This window comes from Bradyrhizobium sp. 147 (assembly GCF_023073935.1).
Taxonomy (GTDB): domain Bacteria; phylum Pseudomonadota; class Alphaproteobacteria; order Rhizobiales; family Xanthobacteraceae; genus Bradyrhizobium.
The window spans coordinates 65925-90000 of sequence record NZ_JADPKL010000125.1; the positions used below are offsets into that span (position 1 = coordinate 65925).

The 24076-nt window shown below is 64.3% G+C and carries 24 protein-coding genes; 11 read left to right on the forward strand and 13 right to left on the reverse strand.

Annotation, left to right across the window (positions count from 1 at the left end):
* Positions 1-59: 59 nt before the first annotated feature.
* The 3 genes from IVA87_RS30125 to IVA87_RS30135 all read right to left on the reverse strand — a co-directional run bounded on the left by IVA87_RS30125 (position 60) and on the right by IVA87_RS30135 (position 2303).
* A complete protein-coding gene (locus IVA87_RS30125) occupies positions 60-494 on the reverse strand; it encodes a hypothetical protein (RefSeq protein WP_247336555.1) in 435 nt (144 codons plus the stop codon).
* A gap of 266 nt (positions 495-760) precedes the next feature.
* A complete protein-coding gene (locus IVA87_RS30130; RefSeq protein ID WP_247299149.1) occupies positions 761-1360 on the reverse strand; it encodes a nuclear transport factor 2 family protein in 600 nt (199 codons plus the stop codon).
* A gap of 136 nt (positions 1361-1496) precedes the next feature.
* Entirely contained in the window at positions 1497-2303 is an 807-nt protein-coding gene (locus tag IVA87_RS30135) for a response regulator (RefSeq protein ID WP_247299147.1), read from the reverse strand.
* A 229-nt stretch (positions 2304-2532) separates the two neighbouring features.
* Here IVA87_RS30135 and IVA87_RS30140 point away from each other — a divergent pair, with 229 nt between their 5' ends.
* Together IVA87_RS30140 and IVA87_RS30145 are read left to right on the forward strand one after the other, a co-directional pair.
* Positions 2533-2766: a NepR family anti-sigma factor gene (locus tag IVA87_RS30140; protein ID WP_247277731.1), complete on the forward strand. Its 234-nt coding sequence runs from the start codon at positions 2533-2535 to the stop codon at positions 2764-2766.
* Positions 2766-3314, forward strand: coding sequence for a sigma-70 family RNA polymerase sigma factor (locus IVA87_RS30145; RefSeq protein WP_008543571.1), 549 nt, complete (start codon positions 2766-2768; stop codon positions 3312-3314). The genes IVA87_RS30140 and IVA87_RS30145 overlap by 1 nt, the downstream gene beginning before the upstream one ends.
* Before the next feature lie 90 nt (positions 3315-3404).
* Here the strand turns inward: IVA87_RS30145 and IVA87_RS30150 are convergent, their stop codons facing one another.
* The 8 genes from IVA87_RS30150 to IVA87_RS30185 all read right to left on the reverse strand — a co-directional run bounded on the left by IVA87_RS30150 (position 3405) and on the right by IVA87_RS30185 (position 12587).
* A complete protein-coding gene (locus tag IVA87_RS30150; RefSeq protein WP_247299145.1) occupies positions 3405-4103 on the reverse strand; it encodes a nitroreductase in 699 nt (232 codons plus the stop codon).
* Between the two features lie 147 nt (positions 4104-4250).
* Complete coding sequence (locus IVA87_RS30155) at positions 4251-5495, reverse strand: acyl-CoA dehydrogenase (RefSeq protein WP_247299142.1); 1245 nt, start codon at positions 5493-5495, stop codon at positions 4251-4253.
* A gap of 133 nt (positions 5496-5628) precedes the next feature.
* Positions 5629-6876, reverse strand: a complete 1248-nt coding sequence (locus IVA87_RS30160) for an acyl-CoA dehydrogenase (RefSeq protein ID WP_247299140.1) — start codon at positions 6874-6876, stop codon at positions 5629-5631.
* A 116-nt stretch (positions 6877-6992) separates the two neighbouring features.
* On the reverse strand, positions 6993-8120 hold the full coding sequence (locus IVA87_RS30165; RefSeq protein WP_247336558.1) for an acyl-CoA dehydrogenase family protein: 1128 nt from the start codon (positions 8118-8120) through the stop codon (positions 6993-6995).
* 91 nt (positions 8121-8211) lie between these two features.
* The gene (locus tag IVA87_RS30170; RefSeq protein ID WP_247336561.1) at positions 8212-10083 is read right to left on the reverse strand and encodes an AMP-binding protein; all 1872 of its coding nucleotides are present in this window, start codon (positions 10081-10083) and stop codon (positions 8212-8214) included.
* Positions 10084-10126: 43 nt separating this feature from the next.
* Positions 10127-10933 (reverse strand): enoyl-CoA hydratase-related protein, encoded by an 807-nt coding sequence (locus IVA87_RS30175; protein WP_247299134.1) that lies wholly within the window; start codon positions 10931-10933, stop codon positions 10127-10129.
* Positions 10934-11115: 182 nt separating this feature from the next.
* Positions 11116-11874 carry an SDR family NAD(P)-dependent oxidoreductase gene (locus IVA87_RS30180; RefSeq protein ID WP_247299132.1) on the reverse strand — a complete coding sequence of 253 codons (759 nt, stop codon included), beginning with the start codon at positions 11872-11874 and terminating at the stop codon, positions 11116-11118.
* A gap of 53 nt (positions 11875-11927) precedes the next feature.
* The gene (locus IVA87_RS30185) at positions 11928-12587 is read right to left on the reverse strand and encodes a TetR family transcriptional regulator (protein WP_346657673.1); all 660 of its coding nucleotides are present in this window, start codon (positions 12585-12587) and stop codon (positions 11928-11930) included.
* 152 nt (positions 12588-12739) lie between these two features.
* Here IVA87_RS30185 and IVA87_RS30190 point away from each other — a divergent pair, with 152 nt between their 5' ends.
* Positions 12740-13912: an acetyl-CoA C-acetyltransferase gene (locus IVA87_RS30190; protein ID WP_247299128.1), complete on the forward strand. Its 1173-nt coding sequence runs from the start codon at positions 12740-12742 to the stop codon at positions 13910-13912.
* Positions 13913-14032: 120 nt separating this feature from the next.
* The gene (locus tag IVA87_RS30195) at positions 14033-15577 is read left to right on the forward strand and encodes an acyl-CoA synthetase (protein WP_247299126.1); all 1545 of its coding nucleotides are present in this window, start codon (positions 14033-14035) and stop codon (positions 15575-15577) included.
* 36 nt (positions 15578-15613) lie between these two features.
* Here IVA87_RS30195 and IVA87_RS30200 read toward each other — a convergent pair whose 3' ends face one another.
* Complete coding sequence (locus IVA87_RS30200) at positions 15614-16156, reverse strand: methylated-DNA--[protein]-cysteine S-methyltransferase (protein WP_247299123.1); 543 nt, start codon at positions 16154-16156, stop codon at positions 15614-15616.
* Positions 16157-16292: 136 nt separating this feature from the next.
* On the opposite strand from IVA87_RS30200, the gene IVA87_RS30205 reads away from it, so the two are divergent.
* Together IVA87_RS30205 and IVA87_RS30210 are read left to right on the forward strand one after the other, a co-directional pair.
* Positions 16293-17111, forward strand: coding sequence for an alpha/beta hydrolase (locus IVA87_RS30205; protein ID WP_247299122.1), 819 nt, complete (start codon positions 16293-16295; stop codon positions 17109-17111).
* Between the two features lie 2 nt (positions 17112-17113).
* The gene (locus tag IVA87_RS30210; RefSeq protein ID WP_247299120.1) at positions 17114-17926 is read left to right on the forward strand and encodes an alpha/beta hydrolase; all 813 of its coding nucleotides are present in this window, start codon (positions 17114-17116) and stop codon (positions 17924-17926) included.
* Between the two features lie 53 nt (positions 17927-17979).
* On the opposite strand, the gene IVA87_RS30215 is transcribed toward IVA87_RS30210, so the two are convergent.
* A complete protein-coding gene (locus IVA87_RS30215; RefSeq protein WP_247299498.1) occupies positions 17980-18435 on the reverse strand; it encodes a carboxymuconolactone decarboxylase family protein in 456 nt (151 codons plus the stop codon).
* Positions 18436-18535: 100 nt separating this feature from the next.
* Here IVA87_RS30215 and IVA87_RS30220 point away from each other — a divergent pair, with 100 nt between their 5' ends.
* The 5 genes from IVA87_RS30220 (at position 18536) to IVA87_RS30240 (ending at position 24020) form a co-directional block, all read left to right on the forward strand.
* A complete protein-coding gene (locus IVA87_RS30220; RefSeq protein ID WP_247299117.1) occupies positions 18536-19393 on the forward strand; it encodes a sigma-70 family RNA polymerase sigma factor in 858 nt (285 codons plus the stop codon).
* 84 nt (positions 19394-19477) lie between these two features.
* Entirely contained in the window at positions 19478-20734 is a 1257-nt protein-coding gene (locus IVA87_RS30225) for a M20/M25/M40 family metallo-hydrolase (RefSeq protein ID WP_247299115.1), read from the forward strand.
* Positions 20735-20929: 195 nt separating this feature from the next.
* Positions 20930-21607 carry a GntR family transcriptional regulator gene (locus IVA87_RS30230; RefSeq protein ID WP_247299113.1) on the forward strand — a complete coding sequence of 226 codons (678 nt, stop codon included), beginning with the start codon at positions 20930-20932 and terminating at the stop codon, positions 21605-21607.
* 140 nt (positions 21608-21747) lie between these two features.
* The gene (locus IVA87_RS30235; RefSeq protein WP_247336564.1) at positions 21748-22548 is read left to right on the forward strand and encodes a phytanoyl-CoA dioxygenase family protein; all 801 of its coding nucleotides are present in this window, start codon (positions 21748-21750) and stop codon (positions 22546-22548) included.
* 158 nt (positions 22549-22706) lie between these two features.
* On the forward strand, positions 22707-24020 hold the full coding sequence (locus tag IVA87_RS30240; RefSeq protein ID WP_247336567.1) for a Gfo/Idh/MocA family oxidoreductase: 1314 nt from the start codon (positions 22707-22709) through the stop codon (positions 24018-24020).
* Positions 24021-24076: the final 56 nt, after the last annotated feature.

Consider the following 24076-nt stretch of genomic DNA (forward strand, 5'->3'; position numbering starts at 1 on the left):
GGATCAAGAGGATGTGAAGGGGCGCGGCAGAGCCTGCCTTGACTGGACGAATGCCCAGATCAGGTCACGCAGCGGCCGGGCTGGAGCAGCTTGGCGATCTCGGTCAGAGAGCTGACCATCGGCTCGCAGGCGATCGTCGGCTTGCTGCGCGCCTTCTGCAGGCCCTGATTCTGGTTTTGGAGCAGCACCGGCGGCTTCGCATTGCCGGTCTCGATCACCGCCGGCACCCGCAGCAGCACCGACGTATCGGCAAGGTCATTCAGTCGCATCGACACGGTTCGGGTCGGAACCGGTGCCGGCTTGATCTCGCCAAGGCGGTCGGCCTTGCCGGTTCGGTTGACGTTGTGGCTTGGCGCGTAGTTGGTGCTGTGGCTGGGAATATCGGCGACGGCCTGCCAGCGGTCGGCCAGATCGTGGCCGGAGGCCAATTGCACCGCGCCCAGCGTTGCGGCAATCGCGACGGCGCCTAAAAATGCCTTTTGAGTCTGTGACATGGCTGTCGATCCCTCGCCCCATGGCGATCGCGGGAACAACGCTGACGAAGGATCAGGGGTTCTCGGCCGTCACGATCACTTAACCGTGTGCGAAAAAAGTCGCCGGCCGCGCAAAATATTTTGCAAGGCGTGGAACGACTTTCGCGGGCAGGAGTCGTCTCAGCAGCCGGCTATTCCCCCCTGCCCCATAAGCCGGCGACGTAGGGCGCGACTGTGGTGATGCCAGTCGCGCCTTACTTTTGTCTGGGGCTCACTTTTGCTTCGCGTTATTTGGCCGTCCCCGCCAGCCAGTCCCGCCCTTCACCATAGAGCTTCTCGACTTCAGGCCCGGTGAGGCCCGGCATGTCGCGCTTGACCTTGTAGCCGATCAGCTCCTGCATGTAGGCGAGGTGGCGGTAGCCTTCGGGAAGGGCGGCGAGCGCTTTCTGGTCGAGCTGAAGCGGCGCGGCGGGATCGACGGGGTCGATTCGGTCCTTCTCGTAGATCGGCTGGCGGCGGACGATTCCCCATTGGCCGTGCCGCTTCTCCAGGAAATCGTAGAAGCGTCCGGTGCAGACGACGTCGCAGAGCACGTCGTGCACCAGGGCCCGCTGTGAGATCGTCATTTTGGTCTGGGCGATGGCCCGCTCGCCCTCGAGGTCGATGCTGGTGCCACCGAGGAAATGCAGGATGCGCACGCCCTTGGCGAACCCCTCCTGGCTGACGCGCATGAAATCCCGCGCCGGCCCCTGAAACCAGGTGGCGGACATCCAGCCTTCATCATGCCAGACCGTGGCAAAGCGCTCCCAGTCGCCGGCGTCGCGCCACACCGCCCAGTTCTCGACGAGGTCGCGGATGGCCAGGCGATCGAGGAGTTGCTGGTCCATGTGCACGCCTCCGAGGGAAGTCCGATGCACGAGGTATGAGCGGCCAATTCGATGCCAGTCAAGCCGTGGCACGCAAACACTAAAAATCCGGCGTGCCCTTGCAGCACGCCGGATCAATCTTGCGCGGGAGCCTCTATCAGGCCGCCGGTGCCTTCGGCGTGCGGTTGCGCGAGTTGCGCTGGAAGAACAGCGCCTGGCTCGCCACCGCAGACACCATCGCCGGCTGGAACGGTTTTGAGATCAGGAACGCGGGCTCGGGGCGCTCGCCGGTGAGGAATCGCTCGGGGTACGCGGTGATGAACACCACCGGCACCTCGAAGGTGCGGAGCAGCTCGTTGACGGCGTCCAATCCGGACGAACCGTCGGCGAGCTGGATGTCGGCGAGGATCAGGCCGGGCCGCTTGTTCTTGGCCAGCGCCACCGCATCGGCATGGGTTCGCGCGACGCCGACGACGTTATGGCCGAGATTCTTCACCAAGCTCTCGAGGTCCATGGCAATGAAGGTCTCGTCCTCGATGATCAGCACGTCGGTGGCGATCTCGGCCGCCATCTCGCGTCCGGCGGCGTCCGCAAGCCGCCGCGTCTCGCCCACGTCGGTGCCGAGAATGAAGGCGACTTCCTCTTCCGAAAAGCCCTCGAGCGAGAGCAGCAGGAAGGCCTGCCGCGGCAGGGGTGTGATGTTCGACAGCCGCCGTTCCGGCGGCATCGGCAGTGTCGTCACCTCGGCATCGTCGTTGACGGAGACCGAATTCCAGATCTGGGTGAACAGCCGGAACAGGCCGGCGCGCGGCCCATGGCTCTCGTCGAGCACCGACGGATCGCCAAGCATGGCTTCCAACATGGCGGCGACATAGGCGTCACCGGAGGCCTGGCTGCCCGTCAGGGCACGTGCATACCGGCGCAACAGCGGCAAGTGTTCAGCAACGAGCTGTGAACGGGACATCCCCACTCCATTCATCTTCGGGCCAGCCTTGAGGTCACCCTTAGGTCAGGCGTTACGCGGGGGGCCCGGGTTCCCCTGCTCGGCTGTTTACGCCTCAGCTTCAGAAAAGTTCCGCATTGCGCGGAACTTTTTCTCGCAGCTCGCATTGTGCCTATCCAGGGAACGGCTCCCGGTTGAGAAAATTTCTCGATTTTACAGTCACTTAACTCGGGGAAACGTGGAACAGGTCATGAAAGATCTTAAGTCTCAAGCCAGCAAAAGCACGACCCCCGGCAAGGGAGGGCTCACTCCGGAGATCCAATCCCGGATCGGGCATCAGCTGCGCGCCATGTACGACGATGTCGTGCGGCAGGGGGTTCCGGATCGGTTCGCTGAACTGATCAAGAAGCTTGATGCACAAGGAGCGACTTCCCAAGTGGAAAATGAGGGCGGATCCAACGACAACAGCAATGGGAGGGATTAATGCCTCTCACCGACTCCCTGCGTAACGACATCCTGGCGGCCGTGCCGAGTCTGCGCGCGTTCGCGATCTCGCTCAGCGGCAATGCGGACCGCGCTGACGATTTGGTGCAGGAGACACTGCTTCGCGCGCTCGCCAACATCGACTCGTTCCAGCCTGGCTCCAATCTGCCGGCGTGGTTGTTCACGATCCTGCGCAACCTGTTCCGCTCCGACTATCGCAAGCGGCGGCGGGAGGTCGAGGACGCCGAAGGCAATTACGCCAAGACGCTGAAGACGCAACCATCGCAAAACGCGCATCTCGAATTCGAGGAGTTTCGTACGGCGCTCGACAAGCTTCCACAGGACCAACGTGAAGCGCTGATCCTGGTCGGCGCCTCCGGCTTCTCCTACGAGGATGCGGCCTCGATCTGCGGCTGTGCGGTCGGCACCATCAAGAGCCGCGTCAACCGCGCCCGCTCGAAGCTCGCTGCGCTGCTCTATGTCGAGGGCGCCGAGGACTTTGGGCCCGACGAGACCGTAAGGGCCGTGATCGGCGGCAGCGGCGGCTGACGGCGGCGTCAACTGGGTGAGACAAACAAAGGCGGCCGCTTCCGCGGCCGCCTTTGCGCGTCGCCGATGGCGCCAAGCTCGCAGCGCCGATCACTCCTCCACGAAGGTCACGGTATCGGCCACACTCGCCCGCGAGGTGCGGTAGCTGTTGACCTTGTGCGCGTGGTCGGCATAGCCGAACGAGATGCCGCAGACGATCCGGCGATCGTCGGGCAGGCTGAAGTGGCGGCGGATCAGACCGGAATGGCGCGCCAGCGCCGCCTGCGGAATGGTGCCGAGCCCAAGCGCCTGCGCGGCCAGCATGAAGTTGGAGACATAGGCGCCGCAATCGATCGCGCCGTAGATGCCGAGCGGCTCGTTGGTGTGAATGATCGCGACATGCGGCGCGCCGAAGAAATTGTAGTTCTCCAGCGCCTGCCTGGCATAGGCCGCCTTGTCGCCGCGGGCGATGCCGAGCGTGTTGTAGAGCTGAAAGCCGCTTTCGCGCCGGCGTTCGAGATAGACCCCGACATATTCGCGCGGCGGGGTGAAATCGTAATCGTCGCCAAGACCGCCGGAGGCTTCCGTATAGATCGCCTGGCGAAAGCGCTCCTTGGCCGCGCCGCTGGCGATGACGACCTGCCAGGGCTGGCTGTTGCACCAGGACGCCGTGCGCTGCGCCGTCTTCAGCACGTGCTCGATCGTGGCGCGGTCGACTTCCTTGGGGAGGAAAGCGCGAACGGAGTAGCGCTCGTTGAGCAGCTCTTCGAGCACGCCGATGCGGTCGATTTGTTTCACTTGTGCGTCCATGGATCAGCTCGCGTTGCTTTCCTCGTAGGTGGGTTAGCCGAAGGCGTAACCCACCTCTTTTGTTTCCGCGGCCACCGAAGTGGTGGGTTACGCCCAGCGGATCGCGCTTCGCGCATCCGCAGCGCTAACCCACCCTACAATGCCGCATCACCGTCCCTTGGTCGGGATCTTGTTGTACGGCACGTCCTTGTCGACGCGGATGTCGCCCGGCAGACCTAGCACCCGCTCGGCGATGATGTTGCGCAAAATCTCGTCGGTGCCGCCGGCGATACGCATCGAGGGCGAGGACAGCAGCATTTGCTGGAACTGGCCCTGCGCCGTCTCCTCGTCGCTGCCTGTGAGAACACCGGCTGCGCCCTGGAGGTCCATGGCGTAGGTCGCGATGTCCTGGAGCATCATGCCCGAGACCAGCTTGCCGATCGAATTCTCCGGGCCCGGTCGCTCGCCCTTCGACAGCGCCGAGATCGCGCGGTAGCTGGTGTATTTCAGCCCGCTCGCCTTCACGGCCCAACTGGCGAGCTTCGAGCGCACGGCGGGATCGTCGATCGCAAGTCCGTCCTCCAGCATCAGATTCGAGCAGAACTCGAATATCTCAGGCACGCCGGTTGCGAGCCGCGCGCCGATCGACATGCGCTCGTTCATCAGCGTGGTCAGCGACACGCTCCAGCCCTCGCCGACGGCGCCGAGGCGCTGGCTGTCGGGGATCACGACGTCGGTGAAATAGACCTCGTTGAATTCCTGCATGCCGTTGGCTTGCTTGATCGGACGCACCTCGACGCCCGGGCTCTTCATGTCCAGGAAGAACATGGTGAGGCCCTTGTGCTTCGGCACGTTCGGATCGGTACGCGCAATCAAGAGACCGTAATCGGAATAATGCGCGCCCGAGGTCCAGATCTTCTGGCCATTGACGACCCAGCTATCGCCCTTCTTCTCGGCACGGGTGCGGAGGCCCGCAACGTCGGAGCCGGCCGACGGCTCCGAGAAAAGCTGGCACCAGATCTCCTCGCCAGAGGCGAGCTTCGGCAAGTATCGGCGCTTGGCATCTTCGCTGCCGAAGGCCATCACGGTCGGGCCGCACATACCTTCGCCGATCTGGAACGGTTGCGTCAGCTTGCCGTAGACGCCCTCTTCCTGTTGCCAGATGACGCGTTCGATCGGCGTCGCGCCGCGGCCGCCATATTCCTTCGGCCAGGGCAGGCAGGCCCAGCCGCCTTCCGCCTTCTTCTTCTGCCAGGCCTTGCCGACCTCGACGATGTCTTGCTTGGCAAGGCGGATTCGGCCAAGCGAAGATTTTGACAGCTCGGCATGGAGTTCCTTCGGTGCGTTGGCCTCGACCCATTTGCGCGCGGTCTCGCGGAATGCGGCCTCTTGCGGGGTGTCGTCGAAATTCATCTTCGAACTCTCCTCTCCCTGACCCGGACGCCGCGCAGCGCAAAGCGGTGCGCTGCCAAGCCGGGGCCCATTGTAGCTCGGGGTCCCGGCGCGGCGGAGCGGTACTTCGTACCGTACCGCGTCCGGGACATGATTAACCTCTTCCCTTTGTCGGGATCTTGTTGAACGGCACGTCCTTGTCGACACGGATGTCGCCCGGCAGGCCCAGCACCCGCTCGGCGATGATGTTGCGCATGATCTCGTCGGTGCCGCCTTCGACGCGCGTACCCGGTGCACGCAGCAGCATCGCCTGGAAGCGGCCCGCGACTTCGGCATCCTCTGGACTGCTGACGACACCAGCCGCACCCTGCAACTCGAGCGCGTAGGTCGCGACGTCCTGGATCATCGAGCCTGCCACCAGCTTGCCGATGGAATTCTCCGGCCCCGGCCGCTCGCCCTTCGATAGCGCCGAGATCGCGCGCATGCTGGTGTAGCGCAGGCCGCTCGCCTTCGCCGCCCAATTCGCCAGCTTCGCGCGCACGGCGCGATCATCGATCGCAGGACCATCGTCGAGCATCAGGCTGGAGCAATATTCGAACAGCTCCGGAAAGCCGGTCGAGACGCCTGCGCCAATCGACATGCGCTCGTTCATCAGCGTGGTCAGCGAGACATTCCAGCCGTCACCGACCTCGCCAAGGCGCTGGTGATCGGGGATGCGGACATTCGTGAAATAGACCTCGTTGAAATCGGACGCACCGCTCGCCTGCTTGATCGGCCTGACCTCGACGCCCGGGCTCTTCATGTCCAGGAAGAACATGGTGAGGCCCTTGTGCTTGGGCACGGTCGGATCGGTGCGGGTCAAGAGGATGCCGTAGTCCGAATAATGCGCGCCTGATGTCCAGATCTTCTGGCCGTTGATGACCCATTCATCGCCGTCCTTCTCCGCGCGAGTACGAAGCCCCGCGACATCCGAGCCGCCGGCCGGCTCGGAGAACAGCTGGCACCAGACCTTCTCGCCGGAAGCGAGCGGCGGCAGATAGGTGCGCTTATGTTCCTCGCGCGCAAACGCCATCATGGTCGGCCCGCACATGCCGTGGCCGATGATGAACATGTGGGAGAGCTTTCCGAACGGACCTTCCTCCTGCTGCCAGATCACGCGCTCGATGGGCGATGAGCCGCGGCCGCCATACTCCTTCGGCCAGTGCAGGCAGGCCCAGCCGGCATCGGCCTTCTTCTTTTGCCAGGCCTTTGCGACCTCGAGAATGTTCGCGTTCCTGAGCTGGGTGCGGCCGAGCGAAGATTTGCGCAGCTCTTCTTCGTATTGCTTGGGCGCGTTCGCATCAATCCATGCGCGGGCGGTGGCGCGGAATTCGGCCTCTTGCGGGGTGTCGTCGAAGTTCATGGCTCTTTCTCTTCTTCGGTCATTCCGGGGCGATGCAAAGCATCGAACCCGGAATCCAGAGGTTACCGACTCAAATCGAGATTCCGGGTTCGCGCTTCGCGTGTCCCGGAATCACATCAGGCCGCGTTCTTCTTGCGCATGCGGTCGATCAACTGGTCTTCCCAATAGGTGAGGCTGCCGAGCCCGAGCGCCATGGCGTTGGCGCGGCGGTAGTACATGTGGCAGTCGAACTCCCAGGTGAAACCCATGCCGCCGTGAACCTGGATGTTGTTCTTGGCGCAGTGCTGGAACGCCTGCGTCGCGCTGATGCGCGCGGCGGCGGCGGCTTCCGGCAATTCGGCTGCGTTGGTCGAGAGCGCCCAGGCACCGTAATAGCTGTTGGAGCGTGCCAGCGTCGCCGAGACATACATGTCGGCGAGCATGTGCTTTACGGCCTGGAACGAGCCGATCTGCCGGCCGAAGGCGATGCGGTCGAGGGCGTAGTCGCGGCCCATTTCCAGGGCGCGGTCGGCGCCGCCTACTTGCTCGAACGCGCACAGCACCGCGGCGCGGTCGAGCACCTGGGTGAGGATGCTCCAACCCTCGCCGGCGCCCCCCAGCGGCTCGGCCTTACAGTCCCTGAAGGTGATCTCGGCCTGCCCACGGGTCGGATCGAGGTTGGTGAGGCTTTTCACTTCGGCGCCGCCGGCCCTGAGATCGACCAGGAACAGCGAGATGTCATTCTCACGTCCGCTCGATCCCGTGCGCGCGGCCACCACCGCGAAATTGGCGATGGCGCCGTCGGCGACCGGCTTCTTGACTCCATTGAGCGCGCCATTCGAAGCGGTCAGCTTGACGTTCTTCGGCGACGGATTGCCCTTGCCTTCGAACAGCGCCAGCGTGCCGATCGCCTCGCCCGAGGCAATAGCGGGCAGCCACTTTTTCTTTTGCGCGTCACTGCCGGCGATCAGCAGCGCTTCGGCGGCGAGGTAGACAGTTGAGGAGAACGGCACCGGCGCGTTCGCGCGCCCCATTTCCTCCGCGATCACGCAGAGCTCGAGATGGCCGGCGCCCGCACCGCCGAACTCTTCCGGGATCGCGACGCCGAGAAACCCCATTTCGGCAAGGCCCTTCCACAGCTCCTTGTCATAGGGCGCCTTGCCGTCGAGGACGACGCGCACGGCTTTCGGCGAGCACTTTTCGGCGAGGAATTTGCGCGCTTGGTCGCGGAGCTGCTTCTGATCGTCGGAGAAATCGAAGTTCATGGCGGGCTACCTTTTCGTCGTACTCATTGAGCCGTCATTCCGGGCCTGGCCCTTCGGCCATCCCGGAATGACGAGGTTGAGAGTTGCGCATTCATCGCAGTACGATCACATCTTCATCCGGCTCATCCGCATAAAGCCGCTCCACCAGCGATGCGCGGCGCTCTAAGCCGGCGCGCTGGTTGATGTAGCCCTTATCGGTGAGCTCGTTGCCGTCGATCGAGGGCGGTTCGGCCATCAGCATGGCACGCGCGATGATGCGGCTGCTGGCGCCTTCGCATTCCCGGTTGTGCGTCTCCAGCCCGCGCCTGAAGCAGGCGATCACCTCGGGGTGCCTGACCGCATCCGCAAAGCTCAGATCGGGATTGCCGACGAGTTGGCGACAAGCGTGCAGGTTCGGCCAAGCCAGCAGGCCGATAAACGGGCGATCCTGTCCCGCGACCAGCGCGTCATGCACGACGGGCGTTGCGGCCGCGATCGCATCTGTACGGAGTGAGCCGACATGCACGAAGGTGCCCGTGGTGAGCTTGAAATCCTCCACCACGCGCCCGGCAAAGATGATGCCCTGCACCGGATCCTTCTCGTCGACGAAGATGCCGGCATCGCCGATGCAGTAAAAACCCTCCTCGTCGAACATCTTCTTCGTTAGCTCAGGCTGACCGAAATAGCCGGGCGTGACGTTGACGCCGCGCAGTCGCAGTTCGTATTTCGAGCCGCACGGCACCATCTTCAATTCGACCCCGGGGAACGGGAGGCCGATCAGGCCGACGCGCTCGGTCTCCCAATACGTGCCGGTCGAGGTCGGCGCGGTCTCGGTCGAGCCCCAGCCGGTGTAGAACACGATGCGCTCACCGGTCGTCTTCACCGCGAGCGCCTGCATGCGATCGTAGAGATCGTCCGGCAGGCGCGCGCCGCCATAGGCCATGATCGACAGGTTCTTGAAGAACGAGCGGCACAGCGCGTCGTCCTTCTCCATCGCCGCCGCCAACGCAGCATAGCCGGCCGGCACGTTGGCGTAATAGGTCGGCGAGATCTCGCGCAAGTTTCGCAGCGTCTCTTCGAATTGGCCCGGCATCGGCCGGCCGTCATCGATATAGAGCGTACCGCCTTCGACGAGGATCGGGTGGAACGCCGCATTGCCGCCCATGGTGTGGTTCCAGGGCATCCAGTCCAGCATGGTCGAGATCGGACCGGTGGGATCACGGGGCCGCACCTGCATCATCATCGCCGCATTAGCGCACATCATCTCTTGCGTGTTGATGACGGCTTTTGGCATGCCGGTCGAGCCGGAGGTAAACAGCAGTTTGCCGACGGTCTGGGGCGTGATCTGTGCAATCGACGCTTCGACCTCGGCGGTCACCGGCGTTGCGGCGAGCTCGGCAAAGCTGACGCTCTTGATGCCGTCGCAGGGACGCGCGACGTGAACGACGGTAACGCCGGTGAGGTCGAGCGCCTTCAGTGCCTTTTCGAAGATCGGGCCGTCCTGCACCATCACCACGGCCGGCTTGATCAAATCGAACAGATATTTCAGCTTGACATGATCGTGGCTCATCAGCGAGTAGGCCGGCGACACGGGCGCCGCCGGAACGCGCGCCTGCATCGCGGCCTGCGTCATCAGGGCGTGCTCGATCGAATTGCCGGAGAGGATCGTGACGGGCCGTCCCTCGAGCTTGAGGTTCAGTAGCGCTTGCGTCAGCGCATCCACGGTGCGCTTGGCTTCGCCATAGGACACTTTGCGCCATTCGCGATTCGCTCCGCCGCGCTGCGCGAGCCAGATGCGCTCGGGCGCCTGTTTCGCCCATTTCGCCAGCGAAGCCGGAATGTGCTTCTCGTAAGGCTGCAGCGGAATGCGCGACTTCAGCACCACCGTGCCGTCGCCGCGGCGCTCGACGGCGATGTCGCGCTTGAGCCACTCGACCTTGCGAAAGGCGGGTTTCGTCATCACCGCCGCCGCGCTTCCACTCATTTTGCGTCTCCCGGAATTTCTTGTCCTTGGCGGATCTTTGTCTTTAGCGTTTGATATAGACAGGCTTTCGCTTCTCAAGGAAGGCCCTGATGCCTTCCGAAAATTCCTCGGAACGGCTGCACAGGACCTGGTTGCGGTCTTCCATTGCGATCGCAGCTTCCAGCGAACCGGCATCGACGCTCATGTTGAGACATTCCTTGGAGAGACTCAGCCCCACGGGCGAGGCCGTCATCATCGCGTTGACATAAGGCGCGGCTGCATCATCGAGCCTGTCCTCGTCGACGACCTCCGAGACGAGCCCGACCGCGAGCGCGCGGTCGGCGCCGATGAAACGCCCCGTCAGGATCAACTCGGACGCCACGGACACCCCGACGAGCCGCGGCAGGAAATAGCTAGTGCCGATGTCGCAGCCGCCGAGGCCGAGCTTGATGAAAGCGCAATTCATGCGCGCCGATTTCGTGGCGATGCGGATGTCGGAGGCAAGCGCCAGCGCAAAGCCGCCGCCGGCCGCGGCGCCCTGCACAAGAGCCAGGATCGGCTGCGGACAGCGCCGCATCAACATCACGATGTCGGCGATGCGCCGCTGCGAATCCAGCGACTCGGTAACGCCAGGCGGCTCCTGCTGTCCGACACGACGAGCCATCGCGGCCTTGAGATCGAGGCCGGCACAGAAATTCTTGCCCGCGCCCTTCAGCACGACCACGCGCGTGTCGCGATTGCGCTGAATGCGCTGGAAATAGACATTGAGCGCATCGATCAAGGCCGGATCGAGCGCATTGAGGCTTTCAGGACGATTCAGCGTCACCCGGTCAACGCCGTCATCATGCTCGATCAGCAGCGGTCGGGACATTGGGGCCTCGTGCATGTGCGCGTGAGGTGCCTATTATTGTGCCCTCTCCCCTTGTGGGAGAGGGCATGCACGTCGGTAGCCACGAGTTCGCTCGGGTGAGGGGTCTGCGTCCGCGGATAGAGACCCCTCATCCGGCGCTTCGCGCCACCTTCTCCCACAAGGGGAGAAGGAAAGAAGAGAGTCTACCTCGGCGCCATACGGATCGCGCCGTCAAGGCGGATGGTCTCGCCGTTCAGCATCGGGTTCTCCACGATGTGCACGGCGAGCATGCCGTACTCGGCGGCGTCACCGAGGCGCGAAGGATGCGGCACCTGGGCGCCCAGGCTCTTGCGGGCTTCCTCGTTCAGGCCCATCAAGAGCGGCGTGAAGAACAGGCCGGGCGCGATGGTATTGACGCGGATCTTCTGGCTGGCGAGGTCGCGCGCGGCCGGCAGCGTCAGGCCGACGACGCCACCCTTCGAGGCCGAATAGGCGATCTGGCCGATCTGGCCTTCGTAAGCGGCGACCGAGGCTGTGTTGACGATGACGCCGCGCTCTTCACCGAGCGGCTCGATCGTGACCAGGCGCTCGGCGAACAGGCGCAGGCAGTTGAAAGTGCCGATCAGGTTGACGTTGATGATGCGGGCGAACTTTTCCAGCGGGTAAACGCCGTCGCGGCCGACGATACGCTGCGAGCCGCCGATGCCGGCGCAGTTCATCAGTACGCGCGCGACGCCATGCGCGGCTTCTGCCTTGGCGATCGCCGCCTTGATCTGCTCTTCGCTGGTGACGTCGGCATGGAGCGCGACGCCCTTCACCTCGGCGGCAACCTTCTCGGCGTTTTCCTTGCTCTGGTCGATCACGCCGATCTTGGCGCCCTTGGCGGCCATGGCCCGGGCGGTCGCGGCACCAAGCCCCGAACCGCCGCCGGTGATGAGAACGGCTACGTCTTTCAACTGCATCGCTTGTACCTTTCCTTGGGCGTTTCTTCTCTGGACTTGAAAGCTCGGCCGGATCATCCGGCCGCGACAGCTTCCTCGGCTTGCGCGAGGATGCCGCCGCAGATCAGCGTTTCCATGTGCTTGATGTATTGCCGGCAGACTTCGTCGGTGACCGGGCCGACCCCGGTCGCGCGAGACATCGCGTGCCGGCCGAAGAACAGATGGTCGCAGGCGCCGATCAGGCTGGTGTAGAACAGCACCGGATCGGTGGCGCGGAATTCGCCGCTTCGCTCGCCCTCGGCGAGCAGGCGGCGGTGAAAGTCGAGCAGCGGCGCAACGAAGAATTTCGAGACTTCGTCGGCGGAGCTCGCGCTGGTCTCGTGCAGCAGATAGTGGATCAGCCGGTTCATGTAAGGGAACCGGTAATAGGCGCGGATGATACCGCCGATGTGCAGTTTCAGCTTCGCCGTCGGCGTGATGGGCTGCGCCAGCAGGTATTCGAGATTGGACAGCTCGGTCGCAGCATCGCGCGCGAGCAATGCCAGCAGCAGGCCGTCCTTGTTGCCGAAGTGATATTTGACCAATGCGGCGTTGGCGCCCGACTTCTGCGCGATATCGGAGAGCGAGATCTCGATCGAGGAGCGTTCGATCATCAGCTCGCTTGCGGCCACGAGCAATTTCTCTGCCGTGGAATTCTTCCCGCTGGGGAGCTTGGTCGGTACGCTGGTAGCCACAGAGATCCCTGAACATGCCTCGTGAGGCGCGCAGATAAGCCCAAGCCGCGCCGCATCACAAGAGTTAATTGATCGATTGACTAAACGATCTCACGCCCCTTAAATCCCTCCCCGACAACCAACCCCAATCAAGAATTCAGGGAGAAACCGACATGGCCGAGGCTTACATCGTCGCCGCTGCGCGCACCGCGGGCGGGCGCAAGGGGGGCCGCCTCGCCGGCTGGCATCCGGCCGATCTCGCCGCCAAGGTGCTGGACGAGCTGGTCGACCGCACCAAGGTCGATCCCGCCCAGGTCGAGGACGTGATCATGGGCTGCGTGATGCAGGTCGGCGAGCAGTCCAACAACGTCGCGCGCAACGCGGTGATGGCCTCAAAACTGCCGGAGAGCGTGCCGGGCACGTCGATCGACCGCCAGTGCGGCTCCTCGCAGCAGGCGCTGCACTTCGCCGCGCAAGCCGTGATGTCCGGTGCGATGGACGTCGTGATCGCGGCCGGCGTGGAATCGATGACGCGGGTGCCAATGGGCCTGTCGTCACAGCTCCCGGCCAAGAACGGTTTTGGCAATTACAAGAGTCCGGGCATCGAGAAGAAGTATCCGAACATCGTCTTTAGCCAGTTCACCGGCGCGGAGATGATGGCGGAGAAGTACGGCCTCTCCAAGGATGAGCTCGACGAATATTCCTACAACAGCCATCAGCGCGCGATCGCGGCGACGCAAGCCGGCCATTTCAAGCAGGAGATCGTGCCGCTCGAGATTACCCGTGCGGACGGCAGCAAGGACACCCATCAGATCGACGAGGGCATCCGCTTCGACGTCAGCCTCGACGGCATCAAGGGCGTCAAGCTGATCGCCGAGAACGGCAAGCTCACCGCGGCCAGCGCCAGCCAGATCTGTGACGGCGCTTCCGGCGTCATGGTGGTGAACGAGCGCGGCCTGAAGCAGCTCGGCGTCAAGCCGCTCGCGCGCATTCATCACATGACCATGACGGGCGGCGATCCCGTCATCATGCTGGACGCCCCGCTGCACGCGACCAAGCGCGCGCTGGAGAAGGCCGGCATGAAAATCGGTGACATTGACCTGTTCGAGGTCAACGAGGCCTTCGCCTCGGTGCCGACCGCGTGGCTGAAGACCACCGGCGCCGACCCGGAGCGTCTCAACGTCAACGGCGGCGCCATCGCGCTCGGCCATCCGCTCGGCGGCTCCGGCACCAAGCTGATGACCACGTTGGTCCACGCCCTGCACCAGCGCGGCAAGCGCTACGGCCTGCAGACCATGTGCGAGGGCGGCGGCATGGCCAACGTGACGATCGTCGAACGACTGTAAGAAAAAAACAAAAGCGAGTAGTGAGTGGCGAGTAGCGAATGGTGATCAGGCGAAGAGCGGTTTGCCCTTCTTCCCTACTCGCCATTCGCTACTCGCCATTCGCGTTTTGAGGAAACGCCCATGACTCACCCCTCCATCCACGCCCGCACCACGCCGAACAAGATCGCCTATCGGATGGCCGGCACCGGCAAGGCGATCACCTATCGCGAGCTCGACGAGCTCTCGAACCAGGGCGCGCATCTGTTCCGCTCGCTTGGCTTGAAGGCCGGCGACCACATCGCGCTGTTGATGGAGAACCGGCTCGCCTTCATGGAGATCTGCTGGGCAGCACAACGCAGCGGGCTCTATTACACCGCGATCAGCCGCTATTTGAAGCAGGACGAGATCGACTACATCGTGAACGATTGCGGCGCCAAGGTCGTCATCACCACGCCGAAATGCGCCGACCAGATCAAGGGCCTGATCAGGGGCGCCGCCGGCGAGCCGATCTTCTACATGATGGACGAGCCCTCACCGGGCTTCCGCTCCTACGATAAGGAAGCCGCCGCGCAGCCGACGGCGCCAATCGCAGACGAGGTCGCCGGCTACGATATGCTCTACTCGTCCGGCACCACCGGGCGGCCCAAGGGTGTCAAGAAGGCCTTCGAAGGCAAAGCGATCGACGAGCCGAATCCGTTTCTGCGCGTGCTCTGCGCCGACATGTGCGGCATGAACGCCGAAAGCATTTATCTCTCGCCGGCGCCGCTCTATCACGCGGCTCCGTTGCGCTTCAACATGATGGCGATCGTGCTCGGCGGCACCTCCATCATCATGGAGCATTTTGACGCCGAGGAATTTTTGAAGCTGGTCGAAAAATACAAGGTCACGCAGTCGCAGCTGGTGCCGACCATGTTCGTGCGCATGCTGAAGCTGCCGGACGAGGTGCGCACCGAATACGATGTCTCCACGCTCAAGGGCGCGATCCACGCCGCCGCGCCCTGCCCTGTCGATGTCAAAGCCAAGATGATCGAATGGTGGGGACCGATCCTGATCGAGTATTACGCCGGCTCAGAAGGCAACGGCGTCACCGTCTGCACTTCGCACCAATGGCTGGAGCACCGCGGCAGCGTCGGCCGCGCTGTGGTCGGCACGATCAAGATTCTGGACGAGAACGACGAGGAGCAGCCGGTGGGCGAGATCGGCACGGTCTATTTCGCCGACGCGCCGGCCTTCACCTATCACAACGACCCCGAGAAGACGAAGAAGGCCTACAACGCCAAGGGCTGGTCGACGCTCGGCGACGTCGGCTATCTCGACAAGGACGGCTTCCTCTACCTCACCGACCGCAAATCCTACATGATCATCTCCGGCGGCGTGAACATCTATCCGCAGGAGGCCGAGGACGTGCTCATCACCCACCCCGAGGTCGCCGACGTCGCCGTGTTCGGCGTGCCGAACGAGGAGATGGGCGAAGAGGTGAAGGCGGTGGTGCAGCCGCACGACATGAGCCGTGCCGGCAAAGCACTCGAAGCCGACCTGATCGCCTATTGCAAGCGCCGCCTCTCCGCCATCAAGTGCCCGCGCTCGATCGATTTCGAAGCCGAGCTGCCGCGCACGCCGACGGGCAAGCTGGTGAAGCGGCACTTGCGCGACAAATATTGGCCGAACACGGTCGCGAAGATTTAGGGCGCGCTCACCCTCCAGGGGAGGGTGGCAGCCTCCTCAATCAAACAGACTCGGCGTGTGGTTCACCAGCGCGCCTTCGATCTCGAGCATCTTCAGCTTCGTCACCACGCCGCCATTCGCCGAGAAGCCGCCCGGTTTGTTGCCGGCCGCGAGCACGCGATGGCAGGGCACGACGATCGGGCACGGATTGCGGCCGAGCGCCTGGCCGACGTCGCGCGACAGTTCGACGCCGCCAAGCCGCTTGGCGATGTCGCCATAGGTCATGGTCTTGCCCGGCGGGATGGTGCGGGCGATGTCGTAGACGCCGCGGTTGAACTCGGGTACGCCGTCGAGGTCGAGCAGGATGTCGGTGAGATTATCGGGTTCGCCGGCGAGCAGTTTGACGATGCGATCGATCGCGTGTTGCACCTCGGCGGTGGGCTCGCCTTCGGTCGCCTCGGCATGACGCTGATGAATACGGGTGCGGATCTTCTGCTCGCCGCCCATCGGCAGTTGCGTGCCATTGATGCCGCGCGGGCCCCAGGCGATGGCGCACAGGCCGATCCTGGTGTCGAACAGGGCAAAATGCTGGTCAGTCATGGCTTGGTTCCTGGCTGCGTCCTTGTCGCATGCCCGATTGTGTTGTCCGTTCGAATTTAGGCTTGGAAATAGTTGCGATCCACCCGGTTTCCGGGGAATCTTGCACAGAGTTCCTGTTCCTTCGCGCGGGCCCAGAATGCAAAGCCTCCACGTCAACGGATACGACATGCCCTATCTGGACGTGGGCGAAGCCAAGGGCGGCCCGCCGCTGGTCTGCGTGCACGGCTCGCTGAACGACTTCCGCGTCTGGGGCTGCGTGCTCGGCCCGTTGTCGCAGCGACATCGGGTGATCGCTGTCAGCTTGAGGCACTTCTACCCGGCGCGGTGGGACGGCGTCGGGGACACCTATTCGATCGCCCAGCATGTTGATGACGTCATCGCCTTCATCGAGCAGCTCGACCTCGGCCCAGTCGACCTGATGGGCCATTCCCGCGGCGGGCACATCTGCTTCCGCGTGGCGCAGCGGAGGCCGGATTTGCTGCGGCGACTGATCCTCGCCGAGCCGGGCGGCGAGCTCGATGCGAGCCTCGATCCCGATTATGTCGGCGGCCCCTCGCCGCTGCTGGCGCGCTTTACGGCGTCGGCCGCGAGGATCGCGACCGGCGACGTCGACGGCGGCCTCGCCGTCTTCGTCGACGCGCTGGAGGGCCCCGGCACCTGGCCGCGGCTGCCGGCGACGGTGAAGCAAAATCTGCGCGACAACGCCATGACGCTGATCGGTCAGGTCCGCGACAACCGCCCGCCGTTCTCGAAGGCGGATGCGGAGTCCATCAAAATGCCGACGCTGTTCATCCTGGGCGCGCGGACCAAGGGCCTGCTGCCGAAGGTGCTGCATGCGCTCGCGGCGCATGTGCCCTATTCGAAGACAGCGATCATCCCGAACGCGACGCACCCGATGTTCGAGCAAGCGCCGCAAAAATACTCCGAAGTGGTCCTGGATTTTCTGGCGAGCTGATCATGCAGACATTTCGCGTCAACGGCTACGACATGGCCTATCTCGAAGTCGGAGACGGTCCGCCGCTGGTCTGCGTGCACGGCACGTTAGGGGATTTCCGCACCTGGTATTCGGTGCTCGGACCGCTGTCGAGGCATCATCGCGTGATCTCGGTCAGCCTGCGCCACTTCTTTCCCGAGCATTTGGATGCCGTCGGCGACGATTACAAGATGGCCCAGCACGTCCTCGACGTGATCGCCCTCATCGAGCAGGTCAGGCCCGCACCGGTCGACCTGATGGGGCATTCGCGCGGCGGTCACATCGCCTTCCGCGTAGCGCAGACACGGCCTGATCTGTTGCGAAAACTGGTGTTGGCCGAGCCGGGCGGCGATCTCGATGCCAGCCTGCCGGTTCCCGAAGGCACGCCCGCGCATCCGCCGCTCGCCGCCCGCACGGCGCGCTCCGTCGAGATGATCCGCGCCGGCGACATCGAGGGCGCGCTGCAGAATTTTTACGACGGCATCGAAGGCGACGGCTCCTGGCGGCGCGTACCGGCGGCGGCCAAGCAGCAACTGCGCGACAACGCGATCACTTTCCTCGGCCAGATCAACGAGCAGCGCAAGCCCTACACGCTCGCCGATGCGCAGGCGATCAGGACGCCGACGCTGCTGATCGGCGGCGGCGCGACGACGGGAAGCCTGTCGGTGACGTGGCGCGTGCTCGCCGAGCACATCGCGGGCAGCAAGACGGCGGTTATTCCGAACGCCGGCCACTGGATGTTCGAACAGGCGCCGCTGGAGTTCGGCGAGGCGGTGAACAGGTTCCTGGCGGAGTAGGAGCGCTCTCTTCGCCCCTCCCCTGCGTCCGGGGAAAGGGGAAGGAAGAGGCCTCACACCTTCCAAACGCCGACCGGCATCTTGATCGTCGCATTCAGCCGGTTCCAGACGTTGATCGTCGCGATCGCGAGGATCAGCGTTGCGAGCTCGCGTTCGTCAAAGTGCTTTGCGGCCTCGTTCCAGATCGCATCAGGCACCGGATCTTCGCGATCGGCAAGGCGCGTGACCGCCTCGGTCAGCGCCAGCGCGGCGCGCTCGGCCTCGGTGAAATAGGGCGCTTCGCGCCAGGCGGACACGGCGAACAGGCGCTCGTCGGTCTCCCCGAGCTTACGGGCGAGCTTCGGGTGCATATCGACGCAGACGCTGCAGCCATTGATCTGGCTGGCCCGCAGGTGCACCAGTTCGAGGAGCTTTTCCGGCAGACCCTGCTTGGTCAGGTTGCCAATGGATTGAAGATGGTTCATGGCCTCAGGCAGGACCATTACCGGGTGATTCATGCGAGCGTGCATCATCTTGCGTCTCCGTCTGTTGAATTTCGAACGTTCCGGTCACATCGGCCGGATTGGCTTCGTCATGGGCATGACGGATCGCAATGAGGGAATGTGACCGATGACCGAACAAAATTTTCTTAGCCATCAGTTCGAGGCCAACCGGGACCATTTGCGCGCCGTGGCCTACCGGATGCTGGGGTCGCGTGCTGAGGTCGACGATGCCGTGCAGGAGGCTTGGCTGCGGGTCAGCCGCTACGACATGTCCGATGTCGCGAACCTGCGCGGCTGGCTCACGACGGTGGTCGCGCGGATCTGCCTCGACATGCTGCGCGCACGGAAATCGCGCCGCGAGGATCCGATGGGCCCGCACGTGCCCGAGCCCATCGACGAGACGCGCGAGCGCGAGGCGGAGATGGCCGATTCCGTCGGCGCGGCCCTGTTGGTCGTGCTGGAGACCTTGCAGCCGGCGGAGCGCCTCGCCTTCGTGCTGCATGACATGTTCGCCGTGCCCTTCGAGGAAATCGCGCCGATCGTCGGCCGCTCGGTCGAGGCGTCGCGGCAGCTCGCGAGCCGCGCCCGGCGGCGGGTGCAGGGCGCACCGGTGCCCGAGACCGACCTGTCGCACCAGCGCGGAATCGTCGATGCCTTCCTCAAGGCGTCGCGCGAAGGCGATTTCGAGGGCCTGCTGACCGTGCTCGATCCCGACGTCGTATTCCGCGCCGACCAAGCCGCGGTGCGGCTCGGCTCGCTGCCCGAGATTCGCGGCGCCGATGCGGTGGCGCAGCTCTACAAGGGCCGCGCCCAGGCCGCACGGACCGCACTGGTCGACGGCGAGATCGGCGTCGCCGTCATCCTCGACGGACATCTGCGCATCGCACTTCGTGTCACCTTCAATGGCGACCGGATCGCGGGAATCGAGGCGCTGGCCGATGCCGAGCGGATTGCGGCGCTCGATGTGGAGGTGCTTGAGCGCTAGCCAAACGTGGCATCTGGATTGCCCAGGTGTTACGGTTCCGTCGCATCGCGCGGTGCCGCCGCTCGATACGGGAAAGGACACCTCATGACATTCCGCCTCACTCCCTTGCTTGCTCTGTCGCTGCTCGGTCTCACCGCCAGCGCTACGAGCGCGGTCGCGGCCGCCGACGAGAAGCTGAAAGCCGCGGCCGAGCAGGAGAAGGCGCCGCTGATCGAGACGCTGCGTGACATGGTGATGATCGAGAGCGGCAGCGGCGACGCCGAAGGCTTGAAGAAGATGGCCGACTTCACCGAAGCGCGCCTGAAGGCGCTCGGCGCCACCACCGAGCGACGCAAGACCACCGCCGGCACCGGCGCCGATATGGTGATCGCCACGTTCAAGGGCTCGGGCACGCGAAACCTGATGCTGATCGCGCATATGGACACGGTCTATCAGCGCGGCGTCCTCGCGAGCGAGCCGTACCGCGTCGACGGCAACCGCATCTATGGCCCCGGCGTCGCCGACGACAAGGGCGGCATCGCCGTGGTGCTGCATGCGCTCAAGATACTGAAGGATGCCGGCTGGCACGATTATGCCAGGCTCACCGTGTCGTTCAATCCAGATGAAGAGGTGGGGTCGATCGGGTCGGGCGAGATGATCGCGGAGCTCGCCGACCAGCACGACGTCGTGCTCTCCTGCGAGCCGACGGCGGCTTCGCCTCCGGCAAAGAACGACTCCTTGCTGTTGGGGGCGAGCGGCACCGCGACGGCGAAGATGGAGGTGAAAGGACGCGCTTCGCATGCCGGCGCTGCGCCCGATCTCGGCCGCAACGCGCTGATCGAGCTCGCCCATCAATTGCTGCAAACCAAAGACCTCGCCAAGTCGATCCCCGGCACGCAGCTCAACTGGACCACGGCGCAGGCCGGCACCGTACGCAACCAGATTCCGGAAAAGGCCGAGGCCGGCGCCGACATCCGCCTCACCATTCCCGATGGCATCGCCAAGTTGAAGGCGGCGCTCGACGAGAAGGTGAAGGAGAAGCTCGTGCCCGACACCGAAACCAAGGTGACGATCACAGCAGGCCGCCCGCCCTTCGTCGCGAGCGGTCGCGGCCGCGCGCTGGCCGAGGTGGGACAGGCGATCTATGCCGAGATCGACCGCAAGCTCGACATCACCGAGATGACGGGAGGCGCCACCGATGCCGGCTACGCCAACCGCAGCGGCAAGGCGGTCGTGGTCGAGAGTTTCGGCCTCGCCGGCTTCGGCTATCATGCCCGCGACGAGTTCATCGACATCAACTCGATCGTGCCGCGGCTCTATCTGATGAGCCGGATGCTGATCGAGCAGGGCAAGATGAAGTAGGACGGCGCCGGGCCGGATCCTTTTCTCGAAAAACAACCCCATGCACAGTAGGCGGTGCTAGCAATATCAATAGCTTAGCGCGTTTCCAAATGATACGCGGCCATCCTCCAGGACCGCTTGACGCCCTCAGCCGTACCGCGTAGCTTCGAATACGGAATTCCGTATTCCGTTTTCATGTCCCGCGGAGCTGCCGGCGTGATCCCTCTCGACCCACTCCCGAACTTGATCGACCAGGTCTATGCCCGGATCCTGGAGGCGATCTCCGACCGCACCCTTCCCCCTGGCCAGCGCATCCGGCAGAACGAGCTCGCCGACAAGCTCGGCGTCTCCCGCCAGCCGGTGTCGCACGCGCTGCATTTGTTGCACCGGCAGGGCCTCGTCGCCGAGAGCGGCAAGCGCGGCTTTGAGGTCACCCAGCTTGACCCTTCACGCATCCGCCAGCTTTACGAGGTGCGTGGCGCCATCGATGCACTCGCCGCCCGGCTTGCTGCCGAGCGTGCAGGCACAGACGCGGCGGGTCGCGCGCGGCTGGAGGCGGCGCTTGCCGCCGGACGCCCCATCGACCGTAACACGACGCTGGCCGAACTCATCGGGCTCGACGTCGATTTTCATCGCGCGATCTACCAGCTCGCTGGCAATCCCGTGATCGAGGAGACGATGGCGCCGCAATGGCCACACATGCGCCGCTCGATGGCGACCGTGCTGTCCGAGCTCGATTATCGCGCCAGCGCCTGGGCGGAGCATGCCAATATCGCCAAGCACATTCTCGCGGGCGATGCGAACGCTGCCGAACGCGCGGCGCTGGCCCATGCGCAGACGGCGGGACGGATGACCGAGGAGAGATTGCGGGCGACTGAGGAGGTGGCGGCGTAACCACAAACGCCGTCATTCCGGGGCACGCGAAGTGTGAGCCCGGAATCCATCGAGCGGCAGAGATTGTGGATGAATGGATTCCGGGTTCGGTCCTGCGGACCGCCCCGGAATGACAACAATAAACAACAGGAGGACCACCCATGAAACTGTCTCAGGAGCAATTGGAGTTCTTCCACCGCGAGGGCTGGCTGTTCCTGCCCGAATTGTTCAGCCAGGAGGAGGTCGATCTGCTCGCGCGAGAGGCGGTCGGCATCTATGACACCAACCGGCCGGAGGTCTGGCGCGAGAAGAGCGGTGCGCCGCGCACCGCCTTTGCCGCGCATCTCTACAACGAGGCCTTCCGCATCCTGGGCGCCCATCCGCGCATGATCGAGCCGGTCGAGCAGCTCTTCGGCGAGCCGGTCTACATGCACCAGTTCAAGATCAACGCTAAATCGGCCTTCACCGGCGACGTCTGGCAGTGGCACCAGGATTACGGCACCTGGAAGCGGGACGACGGCATGCCGGAGCCGCGCGCGATGAACATCGCAATCTTCCTCGACGAGGTGATGCCGATCAACGGCCCCCTGATGCTGGTGCCGCGCAGCCAGAATGCCGGCGACCTCGAAGCCTCGCATGACCTCGCCACCACCTCCTATCCGCTGTGGACGCTGGACGAGGACACCGTGACACGCCTCGTCAAGCAGGGCGGCATCGTTGCGCCCACGGGCAAACCCGGCGGCATGCTGATGTTTCACGGCAATCTCGTGCACGGCTCGGCCGGCAACATCACGCCCTACCCGCGCAAAATCGTGTATTTGACGCTGAATGCGGTCTCGAACTACATCCGCACCCCGACGCGGCCGGACTACATCGCGCATCGCGATTTCACACCGATCAAGACGGTGGAGGACGACGCGCTGCTGCGGCTTGCGCGTGCGCCGCGGCAGGCAGCGGAGTAAATTCCGGGGCGCGCGAAGCGCGAACTACGGTGCGCAATTGCGCACCTGAGAATCCATTTATCCGCGGTCTCTGCGGCCCGACCCGATGGATTCCGGGCTCGCGACTTCGTCGCGCCCCGGAATGACGAGCTTTGGTTTTAACACTACGGACATACCCCATGAACCTTTTCCGCCTCCTCCAGGCCCGCGCGTCCGCCGGCAAGCCCGTTCGTGTCGCGCTGATCGGCGCCGGCAAATTCGGTTCGATGTTTTTGGCGCAGGTGCCGCACACGCCGGGGCTGGAGGTGCCCATCATCGTCGACATCGATCGCGATCGCGCCCGCGAGGCGTGCCGCACCGTCGGTTGGACCGCCGAGCGCATCGCCGCGACCACCTTCACCGATGACGGTGTGCGCGCTATTGCCGGCGGTGCGATGGACGTGGTGGTGGAGGCGACCGGAAATCCCGCCGCCGGCATTACGCATGCGCGCGCTGCGATTGCGGCGGGCAAGCATATCGTGATGGTCAATGTCGAAGCCGACGTGCTGGCGGGCCCCCTGCTCGCCGAGGAAGCGCGAAGAGCCGGCGTCGTCTATTCGCTCGCCTATGGCGACCAGCCGGCACTGACGGCGGAGATGGTGGATTGGGCGCGGGCCACCGGCTTCCGCGTCGTTGCCGCCGGCAAGGGCACAAAATATCTGCCGGCCTATCATGACGTGACGCCTGACGGCGTCTGGCAGCATTACGGCCTCACCCCGGGCGAAGCGCAGGCGGCCGGCATGAATCCGCAGATGTTCAACTCTTTCCTCGACGGCACCAAATCGGCGATCGAGATGGCCGCGATCGCCAATGCCTGCGCCCTCGACGTGCCCGCGGACGGCCTACTGTTTCCGCCCTGCGGCGTCGACGATCTGCCACATATCATGCGGCCGCGCTCACGCGGCGGCGTGCTGGAGCGAGCGGGCGTGGTGGAAGTGGTGTCCTCGCTCGAGCGCGATGGCCGACCGGTGTTTCGCGACCTCCGCTGGGGCGTCTATGTCGTGCTGGAGGCACCGAACGACTATGCTGCCGATTGCTTCAGGCAATACGGCCTGAAGACCGACGCCAGCGGGCGCTATGCGGCGATGTACAAGCCCTATCATCTGATCGGCCTCGAACTGAACATCTCGGTGCTGTCGGCGGCGCTGCGGAGCGAGCCGACCGGACAGGCCACAGGCTTCCGCGGCGACGTCGCGGCTGTGGCCAAACGCAATCTGCGCGCCGGCGAGATGCTGGATGGCGAAGGCGGCTACACGGTGTGGGGCAAGCTGGTACCGGCGGCCGCGAGCCTGAAGGCCGGCGCGCTGCCGATCGGTCTCGCGCATCGTGTGAAACTGAAACATGACGTCGCGCATGGCGCGGTGGTGCGCTGGAGCGACGTCGAGTTCGATGCAGGCAACGAGACAGTGAAGGCGCGCAAGGCCATGGAGGACGCGTTCGCAGCGCAGCATTGAGGGCGTCGCCGGCAGCGCAACCAAAGTGCGCTTGCTTTGCTGCGGCCCTTTCGTCA